At 58.9% G+C, this 21,915-nt stretch carries 16 protein-coding genes and 1 pseudogene; 13 read left to right on the top strand and 4 right to left on the bottom strand.

Features of this window, described 5'->3' with window-relative positions:
- Window positions 1–152 precede the first annotated feature (152 nt).
- The gene (locus tag NKH28_RS18645) at window positions 153–1,781 is read left to right on the top strand and encodes a fatty-acid--CoA ligase (RefSeq protein ID WP_352818501.1); all 1,629 of its coding nucleotides are present in this window, start codon (window positions 153–155) and stop codon (window positions 1,779–1,781) included.
- Window positions 1,782–1,864: 83 nt separating this feature from the next.
- A complete protein-coding gene (locus NKH28_RS18640) occupies window positions 1,865–2,650 on the top strand; it encodes a DUF1499 domain-containing protein (protein ID WP_352979976.1) in 786 nt (261 codons plus the stop codon).
- A 13-nt stretch (window positions 2,651–2,663) separates the two neighbouring features.
- On the opposite strand, the gene NKH28_RS18635 is transcribed toward NKH28_RS18640, so the two are convergent.
- Window positions 2,664–3,572 carry an MBL fold metallo-hydrolase gene (locus NKH28_RS18635; RefSeq protein WP_352979974.1) on the bottom strand — a complete coding sequence of 303 codons (909 nt, stop codon included), beginning with the start codon at window positions 3,570–3,572 and terminating at the stop codon, window positions 2,664–2,666.
- 115 nt (window positions 3,573–3,687) lie between these two features.
- On the opposite strand from NKH28_RS18635, the gene NKH28_RS18630 reads away from it, so the two are divergent.
- From NKH28_RS18630 to NKH28_RS18585, 10 genes and pseudogenes are all read left to right on the top strand, one after another.
- Window positions 3,688–4,278: a biotin transporter BioY gene (locus NKH28_RS18630; protein ID WP_352979972.1), complete on the top strand. Its 591-nt coding sequence runs from the start codon at window positions 3,688–3,690 to the stop codon at window positions 4,276–4,278.
- Window positions 4,279–4,653: 375 nt separating this feature from the next.
- Entirely contained in the window at window positions 4,654–5,244 is a 591-nt protein-coding gene (gene nusG / locus NKH28_RS18625; RefSeq protein ID WP_352979970.1) for a transcription termination/antitermination protein NusG, read from the top strand.
- A gap of 147 nt (window positions 5,245–5,391) precedes the next feature.
- On the top strand, window positions 5,392–6,711 hold the full coding sequence (locus NKH28_RS18620) for a UDP-glucose dehydrogenase family protein (protein WP_352979968.1): 1,320 nt from the start codon (window positions 5,392–5,394) through the stop codon (window positions 6,709–6,711).
- Between the two features lie 40 nt (window positions 6,712–6,751).
- Complete coding sequence (locus NKH28_RS18615) at window positions 6,752–8,029, top strand: sugar transferase (protein ID WP_352979966.1); 1,278 nt, start codon at window positions 6,752–6,754, stop codon at window positions 8,027–8,029.
- Window positions 8,030–8,175: 146 nt separating this feature from the next.
- A pseudogene (gene gmd / locus NKH28_RS18610) lies at window positions 8,176–9,295 on the top strand (GDP-mannose 4,6-dehydratase).
- Window positions 9,292–10,065, top strand: coding sequence for a glycosyltransferase family 2 protein (locus tag NKH28_RS18605; protein ID WP_352979964.1), 774 nt, complete (start codon window positions 9,292–9,294; stop codon window positions 10,063–10,065). Before gmd ends, NKH28_RS18605 begins: the two are co-directional and overlap by 4 nt.
- A 343-nt stretch (window positions 10,066–10,408) precedes the next feature.
- Window positions 10,409–11,680: a lipopolysaccharide biosynthesis protein gene (locus NKH28_RS18600; RefSeq protein WP_352979962.1), complete on the top strand. Its 1,272-nt coding sequence runs from the start codon at window positions 10,409–10,411 to the stop codon at window positions 11,678–11,680.
- Window positions 11,681–11,774: 94 nt separating this feature from the next.
- Window positions 11,775–12,689 (top strand): hypothetical protein, encoded by a 915-nt coding sequence (locus NKH28_RS18595; protein ID WP_352979960.1) that lies wholly within the window; start codon window positions 11,775–11,777, stop codon window positions 12,687–12,689.
- 70 nt (window positions 12,690–12,759) lie between these two features.
- Window positions 12,760–13,500 (top strand): methyltransferase domain-containing protein, encoded by a 741-nt coding sequence (locus tag NKH28_RS18590; RefSeq protein ID WP_352979959.1) that lies wholly within the window; start codon window positions 12,760–12,762, stop codon window positions 13,498–13,500.
- Window positions 13,501–13,572: 72 nt separating this feature from the next.
- Window positions 13,573–14,589, top strand: a complete 1,017-nt coding sequence (locus NKH28_RS18585; RefSeq protein ID WP_352979957.1) for a glycosyltransferase family protein — start codon at window positions 13,573–13,575, stop codon at window positions 14,587–14,589.
- A gap of 181 nt (window positions 14,590–14,770) precedes the next feature.
- Here NKH28_RS18585 and NKH28_RS18580 read toward each other — a convergent pair whose 3' ends face one another.
- Window positions 14,771–15,790, bottom strand: a complete 1,020-nt coding sequence (locus NKH28_RS18580) for an acyltransferase family protein (protein WP_352980031.1) — start codon at window positions 15,788–15,790, stop codon at window positions 14,771–14,773.
- Between the two features lie 121 nt (window positions 15,791–15,911).
- Between NKH28_RS18580 and NKH28_RS18575 the strand changes: the two genes are divergently transcribed.
- Complete coding sequence (locus NKH28_RS18575) at window positions 15,912–17,291, top strand: hypothetical protein (RefSeq protein WP_352979955.1); 1,380 nt, start codon at window positions 15,912–15,914, stop codon at window positions 17,289–17,291.
- 186 nt (window positions 17,292–17,477) lie between these two features.
- Here the strand turns inward: NKH28_RS18575 and NKH28_RS18570 are convergent, their stop codons facing one another.
- Together NKH28_RS18570 and NKH28_RS18565 are read right to left on the bottom strand one after the other, a co-directional pair.
- Window positions 17,478–19,184, bottom strand: coding sequence for a right-handed parallel beta-helix repeat-containing protein (locus tag NKH28_RS18570; protein ID WP_352979954.1), 1,707 nt, complete (start codon window positions 19,182–19,184; stop codon window positions 17,478–17,480).
- A gap of 342 nt (window positions 19,185–19,526) precedes the next feature.
- Window positions 19,527–21,473 carry an acyltransferase family protein gene (locus NKH28_RS18565; protein ID WP_352979952.1) on the bottom strand — a complete coding sequence of 649 codons (1,947 nt, stop codon included), beginning with the start codon at window positions 21,471–21,473 and terminating at the stop codon, window positions 19,527–19,529.
- Window positions 21,474–21,915: the final 442 nt, after the last annotated feature.

Raw genomic sequence — 21,915 nt, 5'->3', positions numbered from 1 at the left:
CGCGCCCCGCCGTTAATCAACGTTAACGCCGAGCATGGCCGGATTGTGGCGAATTCGGCCTCAATTGGCTCCATGCCCCGCTCCAGCCCGATCCTGGCTGGACAATCCGCCGGTTCGTCCCACAATGGCGAAAAAATAACGGGAGGAACAAGATGCTCGGGCTGATGCAGGAATGGCCGCTGCTTTGCCATAAGCTGATCGACAATGCCGAGAGGCAGCACGGCAGCCGCGAAATCGTGTCGCGTTCGATCGAGGGGCCGATCGTGCGCAGCACATATGCCGAAATCCATGATCGTGCCCTGAAGGTCGCCGAGCGGCTCGAGCGTGATGGTTTCGGGCTCGGCGACCGCATCGCGACCCTGGCCTGGAACACCGCGCGCCATATCGAGGCCTGGTACGGCATCATGGGTGTCGGCGCCATCTATCACACGCTCAACCCGCGGCTCTTTCCCGAGCAGATCACCTGGATCATGAACAATGCCGGGGACAAGGCGATCTTCGTCGACCTGACCTTCCTGCCGCTGCTCGAAAAGATCGCCGACGCGGTCAAGTCGCTGAAGCAGGTTATCGTGCTGACCGACAACGCGCATATGCCAGAGACTGCGCTGCCCAATGTGGTTGCGTACGAAGAATGGCTTGCTGAAGCCGACGGCAACTTCGCCTGGAAGACTTTCGACGAAAACACCGCCGCCGGTATGTGCTACACCTCGGGCACCACGGGCGATCCGAAAGGCGTCCTCTACAGCCATCGTTCGAACGTGCTGCACGCCATGATCGAAGCGATGCCCGACGCCATGGGCCTGTCGTCGCGCGATACCGTATTGCCGGTCGTGCCGATGTTTCACGCTAACGCCTGGGGCCTTGCCCAGAGCGCGCCGATGATCGGCGCCAAGCTGGTCATGCCCGGCTGCAAGATGGATGGCGCTTCGATCTACGAGCTGCTCGACACCGAGAAGGTGACCTTCAGCGCCGCCGTGCCGACGGTGTGGATGATGCTCCTCCAGCATCTGGAAGAAACTGGCAAGAAACTGCCCTATCTGCAGAAAGTCGTCATCGGCGGCGCGTCCTGTCCACGCGCGATCACGACGAAGTTCCAGGACAATTACGATGTCCAGGTCGTCCACGCCTGGGGCATGACCGAGATGTCGCCGCTCGGCACGCTGTGCACCTTGAAGCCGGATTACGTCGGGCTGAAGGGCGAGGCTCGCCTCGCCGTCCAGCAGAAGCAGGGCTTTACGCCGTTCGGCATCGAAATGAAGATAACGGATGACGACGATAACGAGCTGCCATGGGACGGCAAGACCTTCGGCCGACTCAAAGTCCGCGGGCCGGCCGTCGCGCGCGCCTATTATGGCGGCATCGGACCCGAACAGTTTGATGAAGACGGCTGGTTCGATACCGGTGATATCGCGCATATCGACCCCGGCGGCTACATGCAGATCACCGATCGCGCCAAGGACGTGATCAAGTCGGGCGGCGAATGGATCTCGACCATCGAGCTCGAGAACCTCGCTGTCGGCCATCCCGACGTGGCGGAGGCCGCCGCCATCGGCATTCCGCATTCCAAATGGGGCGAGCGGCCTTTGCTCGTGATCGTGCGCAAGCCGGGCAGGGAGCCGACCAAGACGGATATTCTCGCTTTCATGGACGGCAAGGTGGCGAAGTGGTGGATGCCGGACGACGTCGCCTTTGTCGGCGAAATCCCACACACGGCTGCCGGCAAGATCCAGAAGATTACCTTGCGCCAGCAATTCCGGGATTATCACCTGCCGACGGATTGACCGGAGATGCGGCGTCTTTGCGCCTTCAAGCCGGCGCTGAAAGGCACTATGCCTGTGTTCGGGTTGGGGCAGCGCGGAAAACAATGACGGGAATTCCCGAGCGACAGACGTCGAGGGCTGCCAGCTGGTCGCGGCGCACCGGCGCGTTTTCGGCAGTCCTGCTGCTGACCGCTCTCATCGGCCATCGCTATGACCTCGTCGAGACGCCCGCATTCCTGTGGGTGCTTTGCATTGTCGCCCTGCTGGCCGCATTTGCGCTTTTGTTCGCCGGGTTTGCCTTTGCGCGACTATGGAATTTCGGCGATCGCGGCGGCCACGACCTGACCGTCGGCGCCTTGCTGGCGGTTCTGGTGCTCATCCCTTACGGCGTTGCGGCCTATTGGGTGGCCACCTATCCGCCGCTACGCGACATCTCGACGGACCTGGACGACCCACCGGTGCTCGACATTTCCACCCGGACAAAGGATATGAACGAGCTTTTGCCGCCGACACCCGGCGAGCAGCGCCTGCAAATCGAAGCTTATCCGCTTGTTACCGGACGCAGCTACACCTTGCCTTTCGATCGCGTTCTGGAGGCGGCCAAAACGGTGCTCGATCGCCGCGGCTGGCAGCTCACGGCGCCGTTTCCAGACGCAGCAGGGCAAAGCGACGTAACGGTCGATGCGCTGGCCAAGAGCTTGCTGGTTGGTCTTCCCGCCGATGTCGCCATCCGCGTGACCGACGACGGCGACGCGGTCATCGTCGATATGCGCTCGGCCTCGCGTTACGGCCGCTACGACCTTGGCGACAATGCAGCGCGCATCATCGATTTCCTTGCCGAGCTCGACCAGGAAGTCGCCGGCCAGGTGGGCGTGGCGCCGGCGGGGTGATACCCGAAGTGTACTACTTTGCCGGCGAATAGATGCCGTCGATAGCCGGCGCACCGTCGGTGTGGACCAGGCCGCGCGCCACCAGGTCTTCCAGATGGGCAAGCACCGACAGGCCGGCCGCGCCATGCAGGCGCGGGTCGGTGTCTCGATAGATCGCCTCCACCATGTCCTTGATTGCCCGGTCGCCGCTGTTGATCCGCTCCAGAATTGCGCGTTCGCGCATTTTGCGATGCGTTTTCAAGCCGCGCATGAAGCTGCGCGCCTCGGTCACCGGCCCACCATGACCGGGCAGCAGCAGCCGGTCGTCACGTTCGATCAGCCGATCGAGCGATGTCATGTACTCGGCCATCGCGCCATCCGGCGGTGCGACGATCGTGGTTGCCCACGCCATGACGTGATCGGCCGAGAAAAGGATGCCGGTTCCTTCCAGCGCGAAGGCCGCGTGATTGGCGGTATGGCCGGGCGTCAGCACCGTCCGGATCGCCCAGCCGTCACCGTCGATCACCATATCGTCCGGCAGCGCGATATCAGGAACAAAGTCGGTGTCGGCGCTGGCATCGAGCGGACTGACCTCGCCGGTACGCAACGGCCGCGCCGGACGATGCCGGCCTTCCGCCAGAACCGCCGCACCCGTATGCTGCTTTAACCGAGGCGCCAGCGGCGAATGGTCGCGATGCGTGTGGCTGACGAAGATATGGCTGACCGGCCTGGTCCCGATCGCTTCGAGCAGTGTTCGGAGATGTGCCTCGTCATCAGGACCCGGATCGATCACCGCCAGCGTCTCGCGCCCGACGATATAGCTGTTGGTTCCGTGAAAGGTGAATGGGCTTGGGTTCGGGGCGGTGACGCGTTGAATACCAGGCGCAACGGCTACGCCCTGGCCATAGGCCGGATCGAAGCTGGTATCGAATTTCAGCGCCATGGCGAACGTCGCGACCTTTTTTGGGAGGAGGGCAAAACCGATTGCCGCATAGCACGGAAGCCAATATAGGAAAACGCAAGGCCGCGTTCGGCGGCAATCCGGAACGGGGAAGACCATGGCAATTGCAACCACGATGCGTCCGCTCATTTCTCTCGCTTTGCCCGAAAAAGGCACGGCCCGCCTGGCGGGACAGCTTTTGCTGGCGATCGCCGGAACGCTGCTGCTGATCTTGTCGGCCAGGACCAAGGTCATGCTCGGACCGGTAGACATCTCGATGCAGACGCTCGCCGTCTTGCTGATCGCTGCCGCCTTCGGCATGCGCCTTGGCGTCGCCACGCTGCTTCTCTACATGGCTGAGGGCGCGCTGGGCCTTCCGGTCTTCCAGAGCACGCCCGAAAAGGGCATCGGTATCGCTTACATGCTCGGTTCGACCGGCGGTTATCTAGCCGGCTTCGTCGTCATGGCGGCGATCGTCGGCTGGGCTGCTGACCGTGGCTGGGATCGCCATCCTATCAAGCTCTTCAATGCGATGCTGGTGGCGGAGATCGTCATGATGGCAATGGGCTTTGCCTGGCTGGCGCTGTTGATCGGCCCGGAAAAATCCTGGCAGTTCGGGGTGGTGCCCTTTATCGTCGGTGATCTGATCAAGGTTGCGCTGGCCGCGAGCCTGGTGCCGGCTGTCTGGTCGCTGCTGAAGCGTTCGTGAAGCCGGTCGAGCGGTGATTACCTGTTCTGCGCGACAGTGATTTTTCGCCGTAGTTGGTGTGGCCGTGTAGGATCTTTGTCGCTGGCGGCAGGCTTGTGCGCGACGCCATCCGTCACATTAGCTTCAAGTCGACGGACTAAGTACCAGAACCGACGGGCGATTCGTCACGACCAGCGTAACCAAGCACCTACGTATGGAAATAAATTGCTCGACATAGCATCTCAGCCAGCTGAAAAAGAAAGCGGCTCGATGATTATTTAGGCACAGCTAAATTTCTGGACAATGTGTAGGAAATTCTTAACCCAACCGCCTTGACTTTAGTGGCTTGGTTGCTTGCTGGTATCCACACACTGTCGTAACCGTTGACCTGAGATCATGCCGCCGACCGCCGAAGGAAGACACGTGAGTAGCGCGGAAAAAACAACGAGCAAGGCAACAGCCCTGTCGCCTGAGCCGACCGTCGCGCCGGCAACGCGCTGGTATGCGGCCAGCGTCTTTCCCGGGAAGGAGCATGTCGCAGAGCGGCATCTCCGGATCCAGGGATTCGAGCCCTTTGTGCCTCGCTGCGAGAAAACCGTGCGTCATGCCCGGCGTCTCGAAACCCGGTCGGCGGCCTATTTCCCGGGCTATATGTTCATCGCCCTTGACCTCGGACTGCAACGTTGGCGTTCGGTCAATGGAACATTCGGTGTGCGTTCCCTCGTCACGCAAGGCGACCGGCCTTTGCCGGTCCCCTCGGGTCTGGTAGAGCGTTTCATTGCATTGACCGGTAAGGACGGGCTGCTTGATTTCAGTGGAGGCCTCGCAGCCGGTGCCTCGGTCCGAATCCTTTCGGGCCCTCTCGCGGAACAGATCGGTCGCCTTGACCGGCTCGATCCAGCCGGAAGAGCCCGGGTTCTAGTGGCCATCATGAATGGCGAAATCCCTGTAGATCTGGATGCCAGGGATCTCGTAGCAATCGCGTAGCCGCGAACAGCAAGGCGGCGTCGTGATGTAAATTGTTATAGGATGCGCTCTCGGGTTTTCACCCGGGAGTGCGGTAGCCGTCGTTCGGTGGGGAAAAGGCGCTGTCTGGCGAGATCGTTTCATCGGCGCTGATGGAGAGTACACGGTATGCGAATAACAATGATTGGTGCCGGCTATGTGGGGCTCGTCTCGGGCGCCTGCTTCGCCGACTTTGGCCATCAGGTCTGCTGCGTCGACCGGGATGCGGAAAAGCTTGCCATGCTCAAACTTGGCAAGATACCGATCTACGAGCCGGGGCTTGACGACCTCGTCACCACCAACACCGCGCAAGGCCGCTTGCGTTTCGACGACAATCTGGCCGATGCCGTTTCTCAATCGGATGTCGTCTTCATAGCCGTCGGCACGCCGTCACGGCGTGGCGACGGGCATGCCGATCTGTCTTTCGTCTACGACGCGGCCGCCGAAGTCGGCCGCTCGCTCAAGGGATTTACGGTTGTGGTGACGAAATCGACCGTCCCCGTGGGTACCGGCGATGAGGTGGAACGAATCATTCGCGAGCAAAATCCCACCGCCGATTTTGCGGTGGTCTCCAATCCGGAGTTTCTTCGCGAAGGATCGGCCATCGAGGATTTCAAGCGGCCCGACCGCATCATTGTCGGGACCGATGCAGAACGGGCCAAAGCTGTGATGGGCGAGATCTACCGTCCGCTCTCGTTGAATGTCGCGCCGATATTCTATACGAGCCGGCGTACGGCTGAGCTTACCAAATATGCCGGCAACGCATTTCTGGCCATGAAGATCACCTTCATCAACGAAATTGCCGATCTCTGCGAGCAGTTGGGGGCCGATGTGCAGGACGTCGCGCGCGGCATCGGCATGGACAATCGTATCGGCGCAAAGTTTCTTCACGCGGGGCCGGGCTATGGCGGCTCCTGTTTCCCGAAAGACACGCTGGCGCTGGTCAAGACCGCGCAGGACGCGGCAAGCCCGGTGCGGCTTATTGAAACGACGGTCTCGATAAACGACCAGCGCAAACGGGCGATGGCGCGCAAGGTAGTCGAGGCCTGCGGCGGCTCGGTTCGTGGCAAGACCATCGGTATCCTCGGCCTTACGTTCAAGCCGAACACCGACGATATGCGCGATGCGCCGTCATTGGCCATCATTCAGGCGCTCAAGGATGCGGGCGCTTCGGTCAAGGCCTATGATCCGGTCGGCATGGAGCAGGCGCGCAAGATGATCGAGGGCATTGCGTTCGGGGATAGCGCATACGCGGTAGCCGACGGCTCGCATGCGATCGTCATCGTCACCGAGTGGAATGCGTTTCGGTCGTTGGATCTGAAGCGGCTCCGTGCACTCATGGCGACGCCGGTGATGGTTGATCTGCGAAACGTCTACCGCGGCGAGGACGTCGTTAGGGAAGGCATAGCCTATTCGAGCGTCGGCCGAGAGCGGCATCTGGTCAGGTGAATGTACCCGTTTTCATGAAGCCTGCTTGGCGGGATTCACTATGAACACCACCACCATCCATTTACCCAATAAACGGCATCTGCTGCTCCGGATGCGCTTTCAGCTGCTTGGCGGATTGACATTCGCGATTCTGCTGCCGGCGCTGATCCGCCTGTCGGTCGATCAGGAGGTGATCCGGTCACCGAACCTGCAGGTCACGATCTTTGCGGCGCTTGTCGCTCACACGACAGGTTATTTCTTTTATAAGCGCATCGGCAATTTCCCGGGCGTTGCAGCGGCCGGCTATATCCTGCCAACCTTCGCCCTGACCTACGGCCTGGTGTTCGCGACGATCTTCTTCTTCAGGTTCGATTACAGCCGGTTCCAGGCAGCAGCGAGCTTCATTCAATCGACATTGTGGTATTTTGGTTTGAGCTTGGCCACCCGGCGGCTCGATGCACACCGGCTGGCGGTAATCCCAGGCGGAGACGTCGAGAGGCTGGAGAGCATACCGGGTGTGAGCTGGCATAGGATTCATTCGCCCGCCACAGTTATCGAGTACGCAAGCGGCGTGGTGGCCGATCTTCGAGCCGACCTTTCGGATGAGTGGGAGCGGTATATTGCCGACCGCGCTCTCTCGGGAACGCCGGTTTACCATGTCAAGCAAATCAGCGAATCGCTCACCGGCAGGGTAGAAATCGAGCATCTTTCTGAAAATACCCTGGGTTCCTTGAATCCAAACCAGGCTTATCTGAAAATAAAGCAGGCGATAGACTTGGCTTCTGCATTGTTTGTTCTTGTGGTTTTCTCGCCATTGCTGTTCTTCGTCGCGATTGCCGTAAAGGTCGATTCGCCTGGACCGGCGCTATTCAAGCAAAAGCGAATGGGCTACAGGGGGCATCCCTACGAGGTCTATAAGTTTCGGACCATGAAGCTCAGCGATATCATTCGCGACGAGAAGGAAGCGGCCATCACGAAGGCCGACGACGAACGCATCACCCGCTTGGGACAGTTCTTGAGAAAATCCAGGATCGACGAGTTGCCGCAGGCCTTCAACATCCTGCGCGGCGAGATGAGCTGGATCGGCCCGCGGCCGGAAGCGCTCGTGCTCTCGAAATGGTACGAGGCGGAGTTGCCATTCTATCGATACCGGCACATCGTGCGGCCTGGCATTACCGGATGGGCGCAAGTCAACCAGGGCCACGTCGCGGCTGTTGACGATGTCTTGGAAAAGCTTCACTACGACTTCTACTATATCAAGAATTTCTCCCCTTGGCTCGACGTGCTGATCGTGTTTCGTACCATCCGAACCATGCTGACGGGCTTTGGCGCACGTTGACAGGGCGACAAAGATCGCTAGTCGACGTAACCAAGCCGCCGCTCGCAAGCCTCACATCTTCAGTTTTTGAAGTGGGTATTTTGTAATGTCCAAAGCTACGCTGATCAGCGTTGAGAATATCGTCTTACCGACCCCGGAGAAGCACAATGACTAGGAAAACCGCACTCATTACCGGCATCACCGGCCAGGATGGCGCCTATCTGGCGGAACTTCTTTTGGCAAAGGGCTACAATGTCCATGGTATCAAGCGGCGGTCGTCGTCGTTCAACACCGGTCGCATCGACAATCTCTACCAGGATCCCCACGAAAAGGACGTAAGGCTGTCGCTGCACTATGGCGATATGACCGACGCCACCAACCTCATCCGCATTGTTCAGGAAGTGCAGCCAGACGAGATTTATAATCTCGCCGCACAATCGCATGTCCAGGTGAGCTTCGAGACCGCGGAATACACGGCGAATGCCGACGCGATCGGCACGTTGCGCCTGCTCGAGGCGATCCGGCTGCTTGGCCTGACAAAAAAGACGCGTTTCTATCAAGCATCGACGTCCGAGCTCTACGGCAAGGTGCAGGAGATCCCGCAACGGGAGACGACGCCTTTCTATCCCCGGTCACCCTATGCGGCGGCAAAGATTTATGCCTACTGGATCACGGTGAATTACCGCGAAGCCTACGACATCCACGCATCCAACGGCATCCTGTTCAATCACGAGAGTCCGATGCGCGGCGAGACGTTCGTCACCCGCAAGATCACGCGCGCGGCCGCCGCGATAAGCCTCGGCCTTCAGGACAAACTCTATCTCGGCAATCTGTCAGCTGAACGCGACTGGGGCCATGCCCGCGACTATGTCGAAGGCATGTGGAGAATTCTTCAGCATGAGGTGCCCGACGATTATGTCCTTGCAACTGGGGTCAAGAACTCGGTCCGCCGCTTTGTCGAGCTTGCGTTCAACGAAGTCGGCACCGAAATCCAATGGGTTGGTTCCGGAATTGAAGAAAAAGGCATCGACGCAAAATCGGGCGCTGTTCTGGTCGAGGTGGATCCGCGCTATTTCAGACCGACCGAAGTTGAGCTTCTGATCGGCGACGCTTCGAAAGCGGAGCGCGTTCTCGCGTGGAAGGCAACAACGTCGCTGGCGACAATGGTCCAGGAAATGGTCCAGTCCGACCTCCAAACGGTAAGGCGGGAATCCGAACATCGGCGCCTCGATGAGGATCGCATTCGCGTTGCGGCACAGTAAGTGGCGTCGGACCGGGTTGATATGAAAATCTCGGTCTTGACCGTCTGTTGGAACTCCGCGGCGACGATCAGGCATACGATCGACAGCTTCCTGGTCCAGAATCATTACGACAAAGAACTGGTGATCATCGACGGCAATTCATCGGACGATACGCTGCGAATAGTCCAATCGTACCCACAGGACCAGATCCGCCTGGTCAGCGAGCCCGACAGCGGGATGTATGATGCGCTCAACAAGGGGCTGCGCCTCTATACCGGAGATGCGGTTGGAGTGCTGAATTCAGACGATTGCTTCCACGATCGTACGGCGCTGGGACGGATCTCGGCAGGGCTCGAACAGGCCGACATCGTGCATGGCGACCTGGATTTTGTCGAAGACCATCTGAGTAAGCGCGTCGTACGCCGTTGGCGTGCCGCAACCCGGCCCGCCAAAGGTTTTCGCGCCGGCTGGATGCCGGCTCATCCAACGTTCTACGTCAAGCGAAAGGTTGCGGACGCGGTCGGTGCATTCGACCTCAGCCTCAAAGTGGCATCGGATTATGATTGGATGTTGAGAGCCGTTGAACTCCACGGGTTCCGAATCGCTGCGACTAGCCACGTGCTTGTGGATATGATGGTTGGTGGGGCCAGCACGCGAAGCCTTGCCTCGCATATCGGCCACAATCTGGAAGCGCTGCGGGCACGCCGCCGCTGGCTCGGATCGGGTCCTCTTGACTACGCGCTTGTTGCCAAGCCAATGCGCAAACTCGGACAATTTTTCTCGAAGCCGCACTCTGGCAACGATAGTCTCGCTTAGATGGCTGCAATCTCGGTGGCGAGTGGTCGAGGCGTTGTAGCTCATTGCACCATGGGCGCGGGGTGCCTAGCGGGTGCGCCCCGAGATGTATATGCATCGAGACTTGCGATCACCGAGTTTCGCGATACACCGTGGCCGTGCGCGAACAACCAACGACATCCACAAGGCGCAGAACCCCACCGATGGATAATCTCAAGAATAAGCCGATCGGAGTTTATGTCCTGAACCTCGTTACGGAACGGCCTGGCCTAGGAAATTTGCTCTCCGCGACCGTTCGGCCGTTTGCCGGCCATGTTTTGCGTCAGGGGAAAATTGTCTCGATTTTTACAATTGGCGATTTGGCATGTTTCGAAGCATCCTGACCGTGCTGTCGGGGTCAGTGATTGCGCAGGCCATTGCCGTTGCTGCTCTTCCTGCTCTGACGCGGCTCTATGATGCTGAAGCGTTCGGCCGATACCAGATCTATATTTCAATACTGAATGTGGCGGTTATGTTTGTCGCATTTCGATATGAGGTTGCAATTTTGAGCGCGCGACCGGGAAGGGTTTTTGAAAATCTGTTAAAGTTGACATTTCGGCTCTGCATCTTGACCAGCATGACGACCCTTCTTCTTGCCGGCGCTGCCAATTTGTTGATCCCGGGTGCCCTGCCATCTCTGCACGGCATTATCTTTTTCTTACCCGTCGCGATGGCAGTAGCGGGGATCTACCAAATGCTCACCTTCTTGCCAATCCGCGAGCGTAACTATGGCCTAAGCGCACGGTCTAAGATCTTGCAATCGGTGGGGTTCTCATTTGGCGCGCTTGGATTTGCCTTTCTTCCTTTCATTGGAGTTGGTCTCGTTCTTGCCGATGTGTTCGGTAGAGCCTTCGGGGCGATCACGGTCCTCTTTGGGAGCGGCAAACTCTGGCGAACTCTGATTTCTCGAATCTCTTTTTCCGAGATGAGGTTTACGGCCATTCGTTTCCAGAAATTTGGCCTCCTCACTTTTCCGGGAACACTTTTGTCATCTCTTAGCGCTGCGGTCGCGCCATTCGCCTTTGTTGCGCTGTTCGACCTGAAAGTAGCGGGGCAGTACGCTCTCCTCGAGCGATTTATCTTGATGCCGGTTGGCGTCATCGCGGTGGCCGTTTCGCAGGTCTTCACTGGCGAGTTGTCAACACTCTATCGTACCGACAAGCAGGGCTTGAACAGGGCGTTTCGACGTTCGCTCTTTCAGCTTCTTGCCATCGGTCTGTTGCCGACAGTGCTCGGGATGATACTTTCGCCAAGCCTCGTTCCGCTCGTCTTCGGGGCGGATTGGACCATGGCCGGCAAACTCTGCGTGATTGGATTTCCAATCGCGTATGTGCGCTTCGTCGCCACGGCGTTGACCATGACGCTTGTCGTTATTGACCGCCAGTCGCTTCAATTCACTTGGGAAATATGCCGGTTTCTTTTCACCTTGTGTGTCTTCGGCGGACTCGGCTGGGTAGGGGTCGACAATCCAACCACTGTCATGGTCTGGTACGCGCTTGCCACCGCTGTAACCTATGCCATTCACCTTGTGTTGGCTGATCGTGCGACGAGAATGGTGAGCTTGCAGGCAACAGAAAACGGAAAAACGACACTATGAGGGTGAGCCCCGTCTTTGCTGAGCAATTCAACCATCGGTTCGGCGCTGTCTGCCGGACATCGACTGAGTTTTGGCGCTGAGAAGGCAGACGCTCATGGCACATCTTTATGGCTATCCAGATATCGGCCGTTTCGGTCTTGGTCACAGCATGCTCGCCTGGGCGCGTTGTGAGATATGGTGTCGAAACAACGATGCACAGATGCTCGGACCGCGCTGGTTCCGCCCGCGCATAGGTCCTTATTTGCGCCGTGAGCGGGACAGGCGCGAATATTTCAAGCTTTTTACCAATCACGGCTATGTGGGCGAGCCGTGGCGCACCGTGCTTCTCGCAGCGGCACGCAAGATTCCCTCGGATACAGCTGCGTCAACGGCATTTGACGGCAGAAACACAGTCGTTGTCTTCAAGAATACCGTGGCGTCAAACTTCGAAAAACATTTCCATGAAGTCCGCGGCCATGGGCGCGTGCTCTACGACGCCTTTCGCAGGATTACCCGCAAAAAGTACCTGCCGGAAGCGCCGGCCGCGCCCTTCGTGGCTGTCCATGTCCGCCTTGGCGACTTCTCCCGTTTCGACGTGAATCGAGTGGAGGCCAAGACCCATAATCAACGGCTTCCGATCGACTGGTACTGCGACAGCCTTGTTGCTCTTCGTGAGGCCTTGGGCACGAACATGCCAGCCCGTGTCTTTTCCGATGGGGACGATACCGAGCTTGTGCCACTCCTTCGTCTCCCGGACGTGCTCCGGGCGAATGACGCGGAGTCCGTCACGCACATGCTGGAAATGGCTCAGGCAAGTGCGATCATCGGTGCCGGCTCGAACTTCAACCTGTGGGCTGCTTTTTTTGGGCAGGTTCCGCGGATCACTTACCCAAACCAAGCGATTGTCGTGGTAAATGACGATCCAACCCGCGAAACGAGTTTCCGCGATAATGCGTCCCTTCCTGACGCCTTCGTGAATCACGTGAAGGACCAGTTCATGCGGCGAGAAAAGCAGGGCGAACTAACGTAGCCAGTGCAAGCCGTAACAGCACTATGATTTTCGATGTCCGGTCTTTGCCGGTTTGCAGACAAGGGGTGCGGTGATTCTCAGGTCGTTTATTGGTTGGAACAGGGACGCCGCAGCATGGCTCGAACGCCGCTTTCCCAGAGTTTTCGGCGCGCCGTCTTACAAGGCGGAGCTTGAGCGGCGCATTGCCGAGGATGTTGCGCGCCTAAAGCCGTCGGCCATCCTCGAGGTCGGCGGTATCGACAGGCCGCTTCTGGAGCGAAGTACCAGTTTCACCTATATCGGTCTCGACATCGAGGAAAAACCGGACTGCTATCGCATCTACGACCAATTTGTCGTCCAGTCGATCGAGCAGCCCGTTGATGTCGAAGCGGACATGCTCATTTCGATCACCTTGATGGAGCACGTGCCCGACAACAGGGCGGCGGCGCGCTCGATGTTTTTGGCGCTCCGGCCGGGCGGCGTAATGCACCACTATGTCCCGTCGAAGTGGCATCCCTATTCAGTGGCATTGCGGATCGTCGGACCCGTTATGCAGAGATGGCTGATCCCATACCTCAGGCCAGCGGCAGTCGGAGTTACCGGCTATCCGGCGTTTTTCGACCATTGCTCCCCTTCGGATATGACTAAACTGTTTCGCAGTCAGGGATTCGAGCAGGTGGACGCCAAGTCGTTCTACCGTGCCAGCGACTATTTTGCCTTCTTCTTGCCCGCGTACCTTTCCGTCGCTCTGTTCGAGAATCTCTGCGCATTGCTGAACTGGCGCATCTTCTGTTCCGGCTTCGTCATCAGCGCTACAAAACCCACCCGGTAGCAAGACGGAATTATGCGACTTTTTCAGAATTCTGGGATTGCCCCAAGCTATAGGCCCCGCCTTACCGGCCTCGTGGCGGGGATCAGCAGCTTCGAGCAGCAGAAGGGCGTGTTTCTGAACGATCGCTACGGCGCGGCACATATTCTGTTGCCGATTCTGGAGCGCAGTCCGGAGGTGTTCTTTACCAATGGCGACGACGAATCGCTGCAGCGGGCGTGGGCACGCGAAAACGGGCTGGGCAACGATACGCCGCTGGCCGACATCCTTCTTGCCCAGATCGAGCATCACAAGACGGATGTCTTCTACAATCTCGATCCATTTCGCTACGACGCCGCTTTTGTGAGCCGCTTGCCTGGGCACGTGAAACGCAAGATTGCCTGGCGCGCCGCGCCAGGCAAGATTGACTTTTCCGGTTATGATCTCGTGCTGTGCAATTTTCCGTCGATGCGGCAGCTCTGGGAAGAACAGGGCGCCATGACGGCTCACTTTTTTCCAGCTCACGATCCGGAACTCGACAGCGTGGCCGAGAATCGGAACAGGGATATCGATGTTCTTTTCTTCGGCGGCTACAGCCGCCATCACCAGCGCCGTAGGCAGATACTGGAAGCGGTCGCCCGTCTTGCCGGCCGCCGCCGGGTTGTTTTCCATTTGGATCTGTCACGGTATACGCCGCTTGCGGAGACGCCGCTTGGCTGGTTCGGTCCTCTGAAAGCGGTGCGCCGCCCGCCCGCGATCCGCAACGTCAGTGCGCCTCCCGTGTTCGGGCGCGCAATGTACGAACAGCTTGGACGAGCCAAGGTCGTGGTCAATGCCTCGATCGATATGGCAGGCCCGGACCGTGGCAATATGCGTTGTTTCGAAACCATGGGGGCCGGAGCTCTGTTGGTCTCTGACTCCGGCAGTTATCCCGCACCCATGCGTGACGGGGAAACCATGGCGGTCTATGAGCAGCCGCAGGACGCATCGGAAAGAATCGAACGGCAGTTGAACGACGGAAGCTGGGACGCGATCGGCTGGGCCGGGCACCGCGCAATTCGTGAAGAGTACAGCAAGAAACGACAATTTGAGCGTTTTCTCGAACTGTTATAGCGGATGATTCGATCGCCGAACCGCTGCAAGCCTATAGCAATCGACTGCACCGAGGCGCAGCGCTGGCAGTGCGCGACCGACACGTAGCCAGTACGATCTTTGCCGTCGGTGAAGTGTGGTCGGCAATCATGCAAAATCTGTTTCTCTCGGGCGTCGATAAGCTCCGCTACAGGCTTTGACGCTAGGCCGAAACCGTGCCGTTGATCCGGTTGCGGAAGGCGACCGTCCGTCGCTCGAAGAGCAGATAGAAAACCAAACACACTGCGAAGCAGACGGCACCCTTGACGACCAGCGATGTGGTGCCTCCGTCACCCAACCCTGGTGCCGTGGGCATGTAGTTGGCGGTCAGGTAGACGAGCACCGGATAGTGAAAGATGTAGAGCGAGTAGGACATCGCGCTCAAGCTTCGGATCGGCCACGCCGCGGGCTCGAGGACGCGATTCGCCCGCTCGTGACAGAGGGCCGGAAGGAGTGCGGCGAGCCCGGCGCACATGATCGCATCGGCCGGGCCCGTTGCGTGTCCGGCCCAAGGCCCGCCATCCGACATCATTTGCGAAACAAAAATGCCGCCTATGAAAGCTACTACCCCTGTATATGCGACCCACAATGATCGCGGCGGGTAGGCGGCCACGAGCGCTCCAAGCAGCCAAAACAGCAAGTATTGAGCTTCGAGGACGCTGAAGACCAAGCCGGCGGCGCCGAGCCCGAAGAACGACCAGGCGGGCAGAGAGCGTCGCGAAAACGCGTATCCGGCGCAGCCCATCAGCACATAGAACCAGATCTCATAGGCAAGGCTCCATAGCGGTGCGTTAGCCTGCACGGTGGGGACGACGATGCCGTTGAGGCCGGCGATATGTGCGACAACGTCCTGGATCGGAAAGGCAGAGCCAACGCTGATTGCGACAAGGGCCGTCAGCAACAGGGCTGGTATTAGCGGAAGGAATATCCTGGTCGCCCGATCGACGGCATAGCGCGGGAGATCGAAGCGTCCATCCCGCACATGGCGGATGACTTGCCCGCCCACGAGAAATCCGCTGAGGACGAAAAACACCATCACCGCCGGATGTCCGGGACGAGTGACGGCGTAAAACAAAGCAGTGATCAGACCCTGGTCGGAGGCCGGCAGCGCGCCGTAGGCGGGCAGCGAATAGCCCCGCAGATGTGCCATCATGACGACCAGCGCCGATGCCCCGCGCAGCAGGTCGAGCGCCAGGAATGAGGGGCGGGAGGGCGAATTAGCTATGGACGCACCTTTTTGGCGGCGGTAAGGCTTGGACGATACGGTATCTACGCCGCATATCAGTTCGACAAGGACGGGGCAATTGGAATACCTGCGACCGGAGAATATTAGCTACGCGCGGATGTTCGTCCTGCTCTGGGTGGCTGTCTACGTCATCATGTTTGTGGATGTCTATATCGATTGGGCATCTGTCAGTTTCTTTTATCTCGGGTTTAGCTATGTCTACAACGCAAATGATTCCGTTCTTGCTTATTGTATTATAGCTGCATTTGCTTTTATCCTTCCAATTTCAATTAAGAGGTATTCCGATTTTTTTTGCTGGATGCTGTATCTGACGCTTTTTATCCCATCGATTCTCATCGTAGCAAGGCAAGGATATACATCATTTGACGCATCATGGCTGATTGTTTCAGTGGCTGCGTCATTTTTTCTGATATTCTACATCCCGAAGATGATCCACTTCAAGTCGTATTCACTCATTCGTCAGGTTTCGGTAACAACTTTCTTCTTTTTCTTCCTCGCGTTCTATCTGGCTGCCATAACCTTCTATATCGCGACTTACAGGGGGATGATGTCATTCTCCGGCATGGACGAAATCTACGACCAGCGCGCCAAGTTTGGCGCCGCGCAGACGAGCACACTCGCGCTCTATCTAACGGGGTGGCTGTCCAATGCGATGAACCCCTATCTTCTGGCGGTTGGACTGTTTGATCGAACGCGGCGCTGGGCGATAGCACTCGGGCTTGTGGGGCAGATACTGGTCTTCATGGCGTTCGCGGGAAAGATGATGCTCGTGATCCTGATCGTGACGTTCGGCTTTTACTTTTTCGTCATCAACAGCAAGGGCCGCATTGCAACGTCCCGCCTTGCGTTCGGATTTGTGGCGCTGACATTTTCCGCGCTCGCAATTCTTATAGCTACAGATTACCAGCCGGTTGGATCGGCCATGGATGCCGTCGCGCTGATCTATATGCGGACCCTTGGCATTCAAGGTGCGATGACCGGCGTGTATGCGGATGTGTTTTCCGTCAATCCGTTGACCTACTGGTCACATGTAAACATCATCAACATGATCATCGACTATCCATACAAGGTACCGCTCGGATATGTCGCTGGCGCCCATCTCGTCGGAGGAAGCGGGTTCAACGCCAATGCCAATTTCTGGGCCACGGACGGCGTAGCAGCCTACGGTTTGGCGGGCGTGGTGATCATGGGGGCGGTTCTCGGCCTGCTTCTCGGCTTGGCCAACAAGGTCGTGACCCCGGACCGGTTGCCGTTCGCAGCGACCGTTTCGATCCCGTTCATCATGTCTCTTGGAAACTCGTCGCTCTTCACCAGCCTTATCACCGGCGGCGGTCTGATTATGATCATGATGATAGCTTATGGCGTGCCGCAGCCCCAGGCGTCACGCAAGCAGGGGGGGGCCTGTCGGGATCACGCCATGCCGTCCCGACTTTCCTGATGAAGGCCAGGCTCCTCTTATCCGCGCTTGGCGAGGATCGTTTTCTGGTCACCCTGGCTGGCGTTCCCTGGTCGGCTGGTCGGCGCACGAGCAAGCCGATCGTTCTCCTCGTATGGACTGACAATAGCAGACTGAGAAGGAGGCTTGCTGGCGGATTTATATAGGTCGTAGGAGAGACCTGTTCGCTCACCCCGTCTCGACCCATCCTCCGTGCTGCCACTGCCACTCTCGGTGCCCTCCCGCGCCCGGCGCTAGATTCTGAATGCGGGCGCCTGGAAAGCCCGGGAATGTCGGCCGGACGGTCCCCACTGAGGCTGGGACGGGGCGGGTGTGGGAGTTCTCAGCGTGGACGTTCGTCAACGATCCGATAAAACCCCGGGTGTCCATCGTGGTGCCGACTTTTTGGCCGGCGATGGTCAAGCCGTCGACGATCATCGCGCCGGCGCCAAAGCAGCGGAAAGCGCTATACCCCTCCGTACCGCCACCTGACAGCACCAGCCGCATGCCTTGGATCGTCATCCGCCCGCCAAATTGAGTGGCCTGGAACGGTGTCCCACGCGACGTGCAGATCACGTTGCTGAAACTCCAGTTTCGAGCCGGCGTGGGTGAGGCGGACACAGCCACCGCGGTGAGGGATTTGGTGGCGAAGTTACAATCGGCGATATGCACGTCGTTGACATAGTGAATGGTGTCGTTTGGGGAAAGGAGTGCATGCGCCGTCGCATCAGCGGCGACCCGCGCCCCGGTGATCGTCACTCCGCCGACCCCGGCGCTAGCGCCTTGCAACAAGATACCAGCCTTGGACGCCTCGGCGCATTGCACGCCCTCGACACGAACATTGGCCCCACTGCCGCGGATTCCGAGATAGAGGTCCGTCACGTTGTTGTTGAATGTTCCGCCTGAAATCACGACGTCTCGGACGCTGTTTATTGATATCCCGGCCTTGGGCAATGTCCAGTCGGCGGTGCTGGTCTGTCCGCGCACCGTCGCGTTCTGGATGACCAGGCCGGAGCCGTTGACCGCGTAGATGCCATTGTCGCGCGGCGATATCAGAACGGGATCCGTGACGCGTATGTTGCGGTTGTTGGCGCCATAGATCTGCAGCGCGTAGCAGCCGGTGTCGTCATGGCCTCCCATCAGTCCGGCATTGTGGACGACGGCGCTGCGGATCTCGCTGTCGTGGACATTGTTGTCGAAGATGATGCCTTGCTTGATGTGCGTCGCTTCGGCGTAGAAGCCGGTGACGATGGCGTCACGAACGATCGCCCGGGCTGCATCGGCGGCTTCGGATGCCACGCTGCTGATGTTGACGACGGCTGAGTTGGCGCCACGGTTGGCCGGGTCGAGCGAGTTGCCCGGCCGCGAAATGCCCCGCAGGCCGTTGATGCGTATATGCCGCACCTCGAGACTGGAAGGATTTTCATTGTAGACGAAGACCCACCACGGTGCCTTAAAATTCTGAAGTTCGACAGTGTCTATCGTGAACGTATCGATGCTGGCCGTTGCGGCAGCGCTAAGGGCGAACTTCATGAAGGCGCCGTTGTTGTAGCCGTTCGACATGCTATTGCCGATGACGGTCAGATCGGCGACGGAGACCTTGGAGACGTCGACAGCGCTAAAAACATAGAAGGTATGGTCCGATCCGGTAATGTTGATGATCGATCCGTTGCCGTCGATGGTGCAGTTGGCCGGTACCGCGATCCCCGGATGGCCCAGCGCTTTCAGGTCCGTCGAGGACCAGTTATAGGCCCTGCGGCGGAACATCAGGGTCCCGCCTCCCATCGATTGGATCCGGGCAAGGGCGCGTGCGCAAGCGGCGACATCGGTCCCGTCGTCCCCGAAGACGACAAGACCACCACTAAGCGCCTGCGTCGAGCAGGTGTGTTCAGGCATGCGACTCTGGAATTGACCGATGGGCGAGGCGGCTGATCCGGCGGTCAAGGCCGCAAGCGCCCCAGCTCCTGTCAGCAGACGGCGGCGGGTCAGGGAGAGCTTGTTATCGGCGATCATTGCGAGGCTCGCACCTTTCTTCAATCGCGCCGCATTCGGCGCCCTTCGTCACCGCAGGAGCGTTCACCGGTCGAGTGCCAGCCGAACGCCCCTACACCGATCCGGCTGGACGGCAGGGACGCTCGACCGGCCAACCTACGAGGACCGAGATGTGGATAATCAGAAACCGAAATTGCGGCGAGGTGAGGGCCTTTTTGGAGAGCCTGACCGTCGATGCAGAAAAGCTCAGCGCTGCGAGGCCAGCGCTTGGCTGAAGATGGCACGGAAACGGAACAATTCCGCCTTTGCGATGTGACTGGCGTCCGCAAACATGGATCGTCCTTCCAGAACATAACGGCATCGACTTGTGTCACACAACACCCTGTCCGGACGCGCGAAGCCGATGTCGTGTCGGCTCTCGAAATGTTGGATGATTGCCCCGTATTGCCGCTGGAATTCCTCGGCCGGCAGAGAGGCCGGTTTGTCCAGCGGCCGGCCGAAGGCGAGCTCGCGGCTCATTTCGGAAGGAAGATCCCAGCCTGGATAGGCGATCGGGCCGATCAAAACGACTTTCTTGCCAAATCCCCGCAGCCGGCCGATCAGGTCATCGAGCCCGCCGACGAGTGCCCGGTTATTGCTGTTGTCGACAGTCTTGCCGTTTGCATCGACCAGCGCATCCGCGGCATGTTCCCACGTTAAGCCAAGGATGACGGTCCCGGTGTTTGCCAGCTTGCCGAGCTCGGCTAGGTTGCCGGCGGCAATATCGACGCACTCCCGCGAGATGTTGACGGACACCGTCGGCAGACAGCCGTTCGCCGGGACCAGCAGGCCGGGCAGGCCCGCCTCGGCAAAGATCGACTCCCAGACAGGCGCATACATTTGTGCATGCGAGTTTCCCAATAGAACAACTCTCGCATCGGCAGGATTGCGCGACGGGAGATTGAGCACGCAAGCGCGCGACTGGCCTAAGCGAAGGAAATTCGAGACGGGGCAGCGATAATTGGTGCCGACGGCAGCGTTGATGGACGCAGCTTGGCCGCCCATGCGGCCGGGCAGCCCGTTTGACCAGATCAGCACCGACGCCGCCACCGCGAGCGCCGCGGCGCCGGCGGCGGCGGAGAGAAACACGGCTCGTGCCGCGATGGTTCGGCTGCGGAAGGGACGCTCGACATATCGCCAGGAGAGGATGGCGCAGATCGTCATGCCGGCGACGGCAACGGCCATCTCGCCGAGATTGAGATCACGGACCAGATAGTATTGCGAGAAGACGATGAACGGCCAGTGCCAGAGATAGAGCGAGTAGGAGATCAACCCGACAAAGGTGAGCGGGCCGAATGCCAGCAATTGGCTGATGGGCGATTGCTTGCCCTGACCGGCGGCAATCACCAATGCCGTGCCGATCACCACCGGCAGGGCGACGGGAATGGAACCGTATTTCTGCAGGGGGCTGATGAGGCCGATGACAATCGCGGCCGCTCCGATCGGTCCGAGCAAGGCGGCAACCGCTCCTCGCGGCATCAGGCGGAGTGGCAGAAGTGCAGCCATGGCACCGGCGCCAAGCTCCCACGCCCGAGTCGGTAGCAGGAAAAACGCAGGCGATGCGCCGCCGATCTTGAGGGCCAGGATATTGAACGCCAGGGACAGAACCGTGAGCAGGGCGATTGCGGGAAAAGTTGCACGCGGCCAGAAGCGCGCGAAAGCCGCAATCAAAAGGGGAAAAATGATATAGAACTGTTCTTCGACGCCCAATGACCAGACATGCAGGAGCGGTTTGGCTTCGGCAGCTCTCGAAAAATAGTCCGTGTCTCTCCAGAAATAGACATTTGCCACGAAGCCGAGCGTGGCGAGCATGCTCTTTCCATAGCCTAGCAAGTCGGCTGGCAGCAGCAAGACGATCGCGGCTAAGGTGGTGAAAAACAGCAGGAGGAGAAGAGCCGGCATGATCCTGCGGATTCGCCGCTCGTAGAACCGTAAGATCGAGAACTGCCCTTTGAGCGCTTCACGCCATAAAATCAACGTGATCAGATATCCGGAGAGCACGAAAAAAATGTCGACGCCCAGATATCCTCCCGGCAACCATGATCTTGACAGGTGAAAAGCTATCACCGAAATGACGGCAACCGCGCGCAGGCCATCGACGTCCGCCCGATAGCCAATGAGGTGCGAATCCGCACTTCCGACTCTGGTGTGCATGTTGAGTGTTCAGGTCCCCGAGGCAGTGACCCCGTCTATAGAAGAACCAGAGCCGGGGCGCTACTCTAAGCTGCTACGATAATCGCCATCCGCGGAAGGGACTTCGGGAGAGAGACTCAGCTAGATACTACGAAGGGATGAGCCAGCGAGTTTTGCGCGGTCGAAATTCACGCGGTTCGAATTCTCGTGATCTGAACTTGACGAGCCCGGAAACGGTAGCGTAGCTGAATGCTCAGAACAACCTCCTGACTAAAGCGTGATCGACGCGTTGCTGCAAAAGTGACAGAGGCTTGAGCCGTGCTTCTCGACGCTGATAACTATCCTGGAACGGTGGAAGGGCGAAGCATGCGGGCTTACGACCGAAGCGCTATCGCACTGGTCAAGCTAAGCCTTGGCGGTGGCCATCGTGGGCAATCTGATCTGGCGGGAGAGCGAGATCATT

It is taken from the genome of Mesorhizobium sp. M1227, assembly GCF_040318315.1.
Taxonomy (GTDB): domain Bacteria; phylum Pseudomonadota; class Alphaproteobacteria; order Rhizobiales; family Rhizobiaceae; genus Mesorhizobium.
Note: the sequence above shows the minus strand (reverse complement) of the source record. Positions and strands in the feature narration are given on the sequence as shown.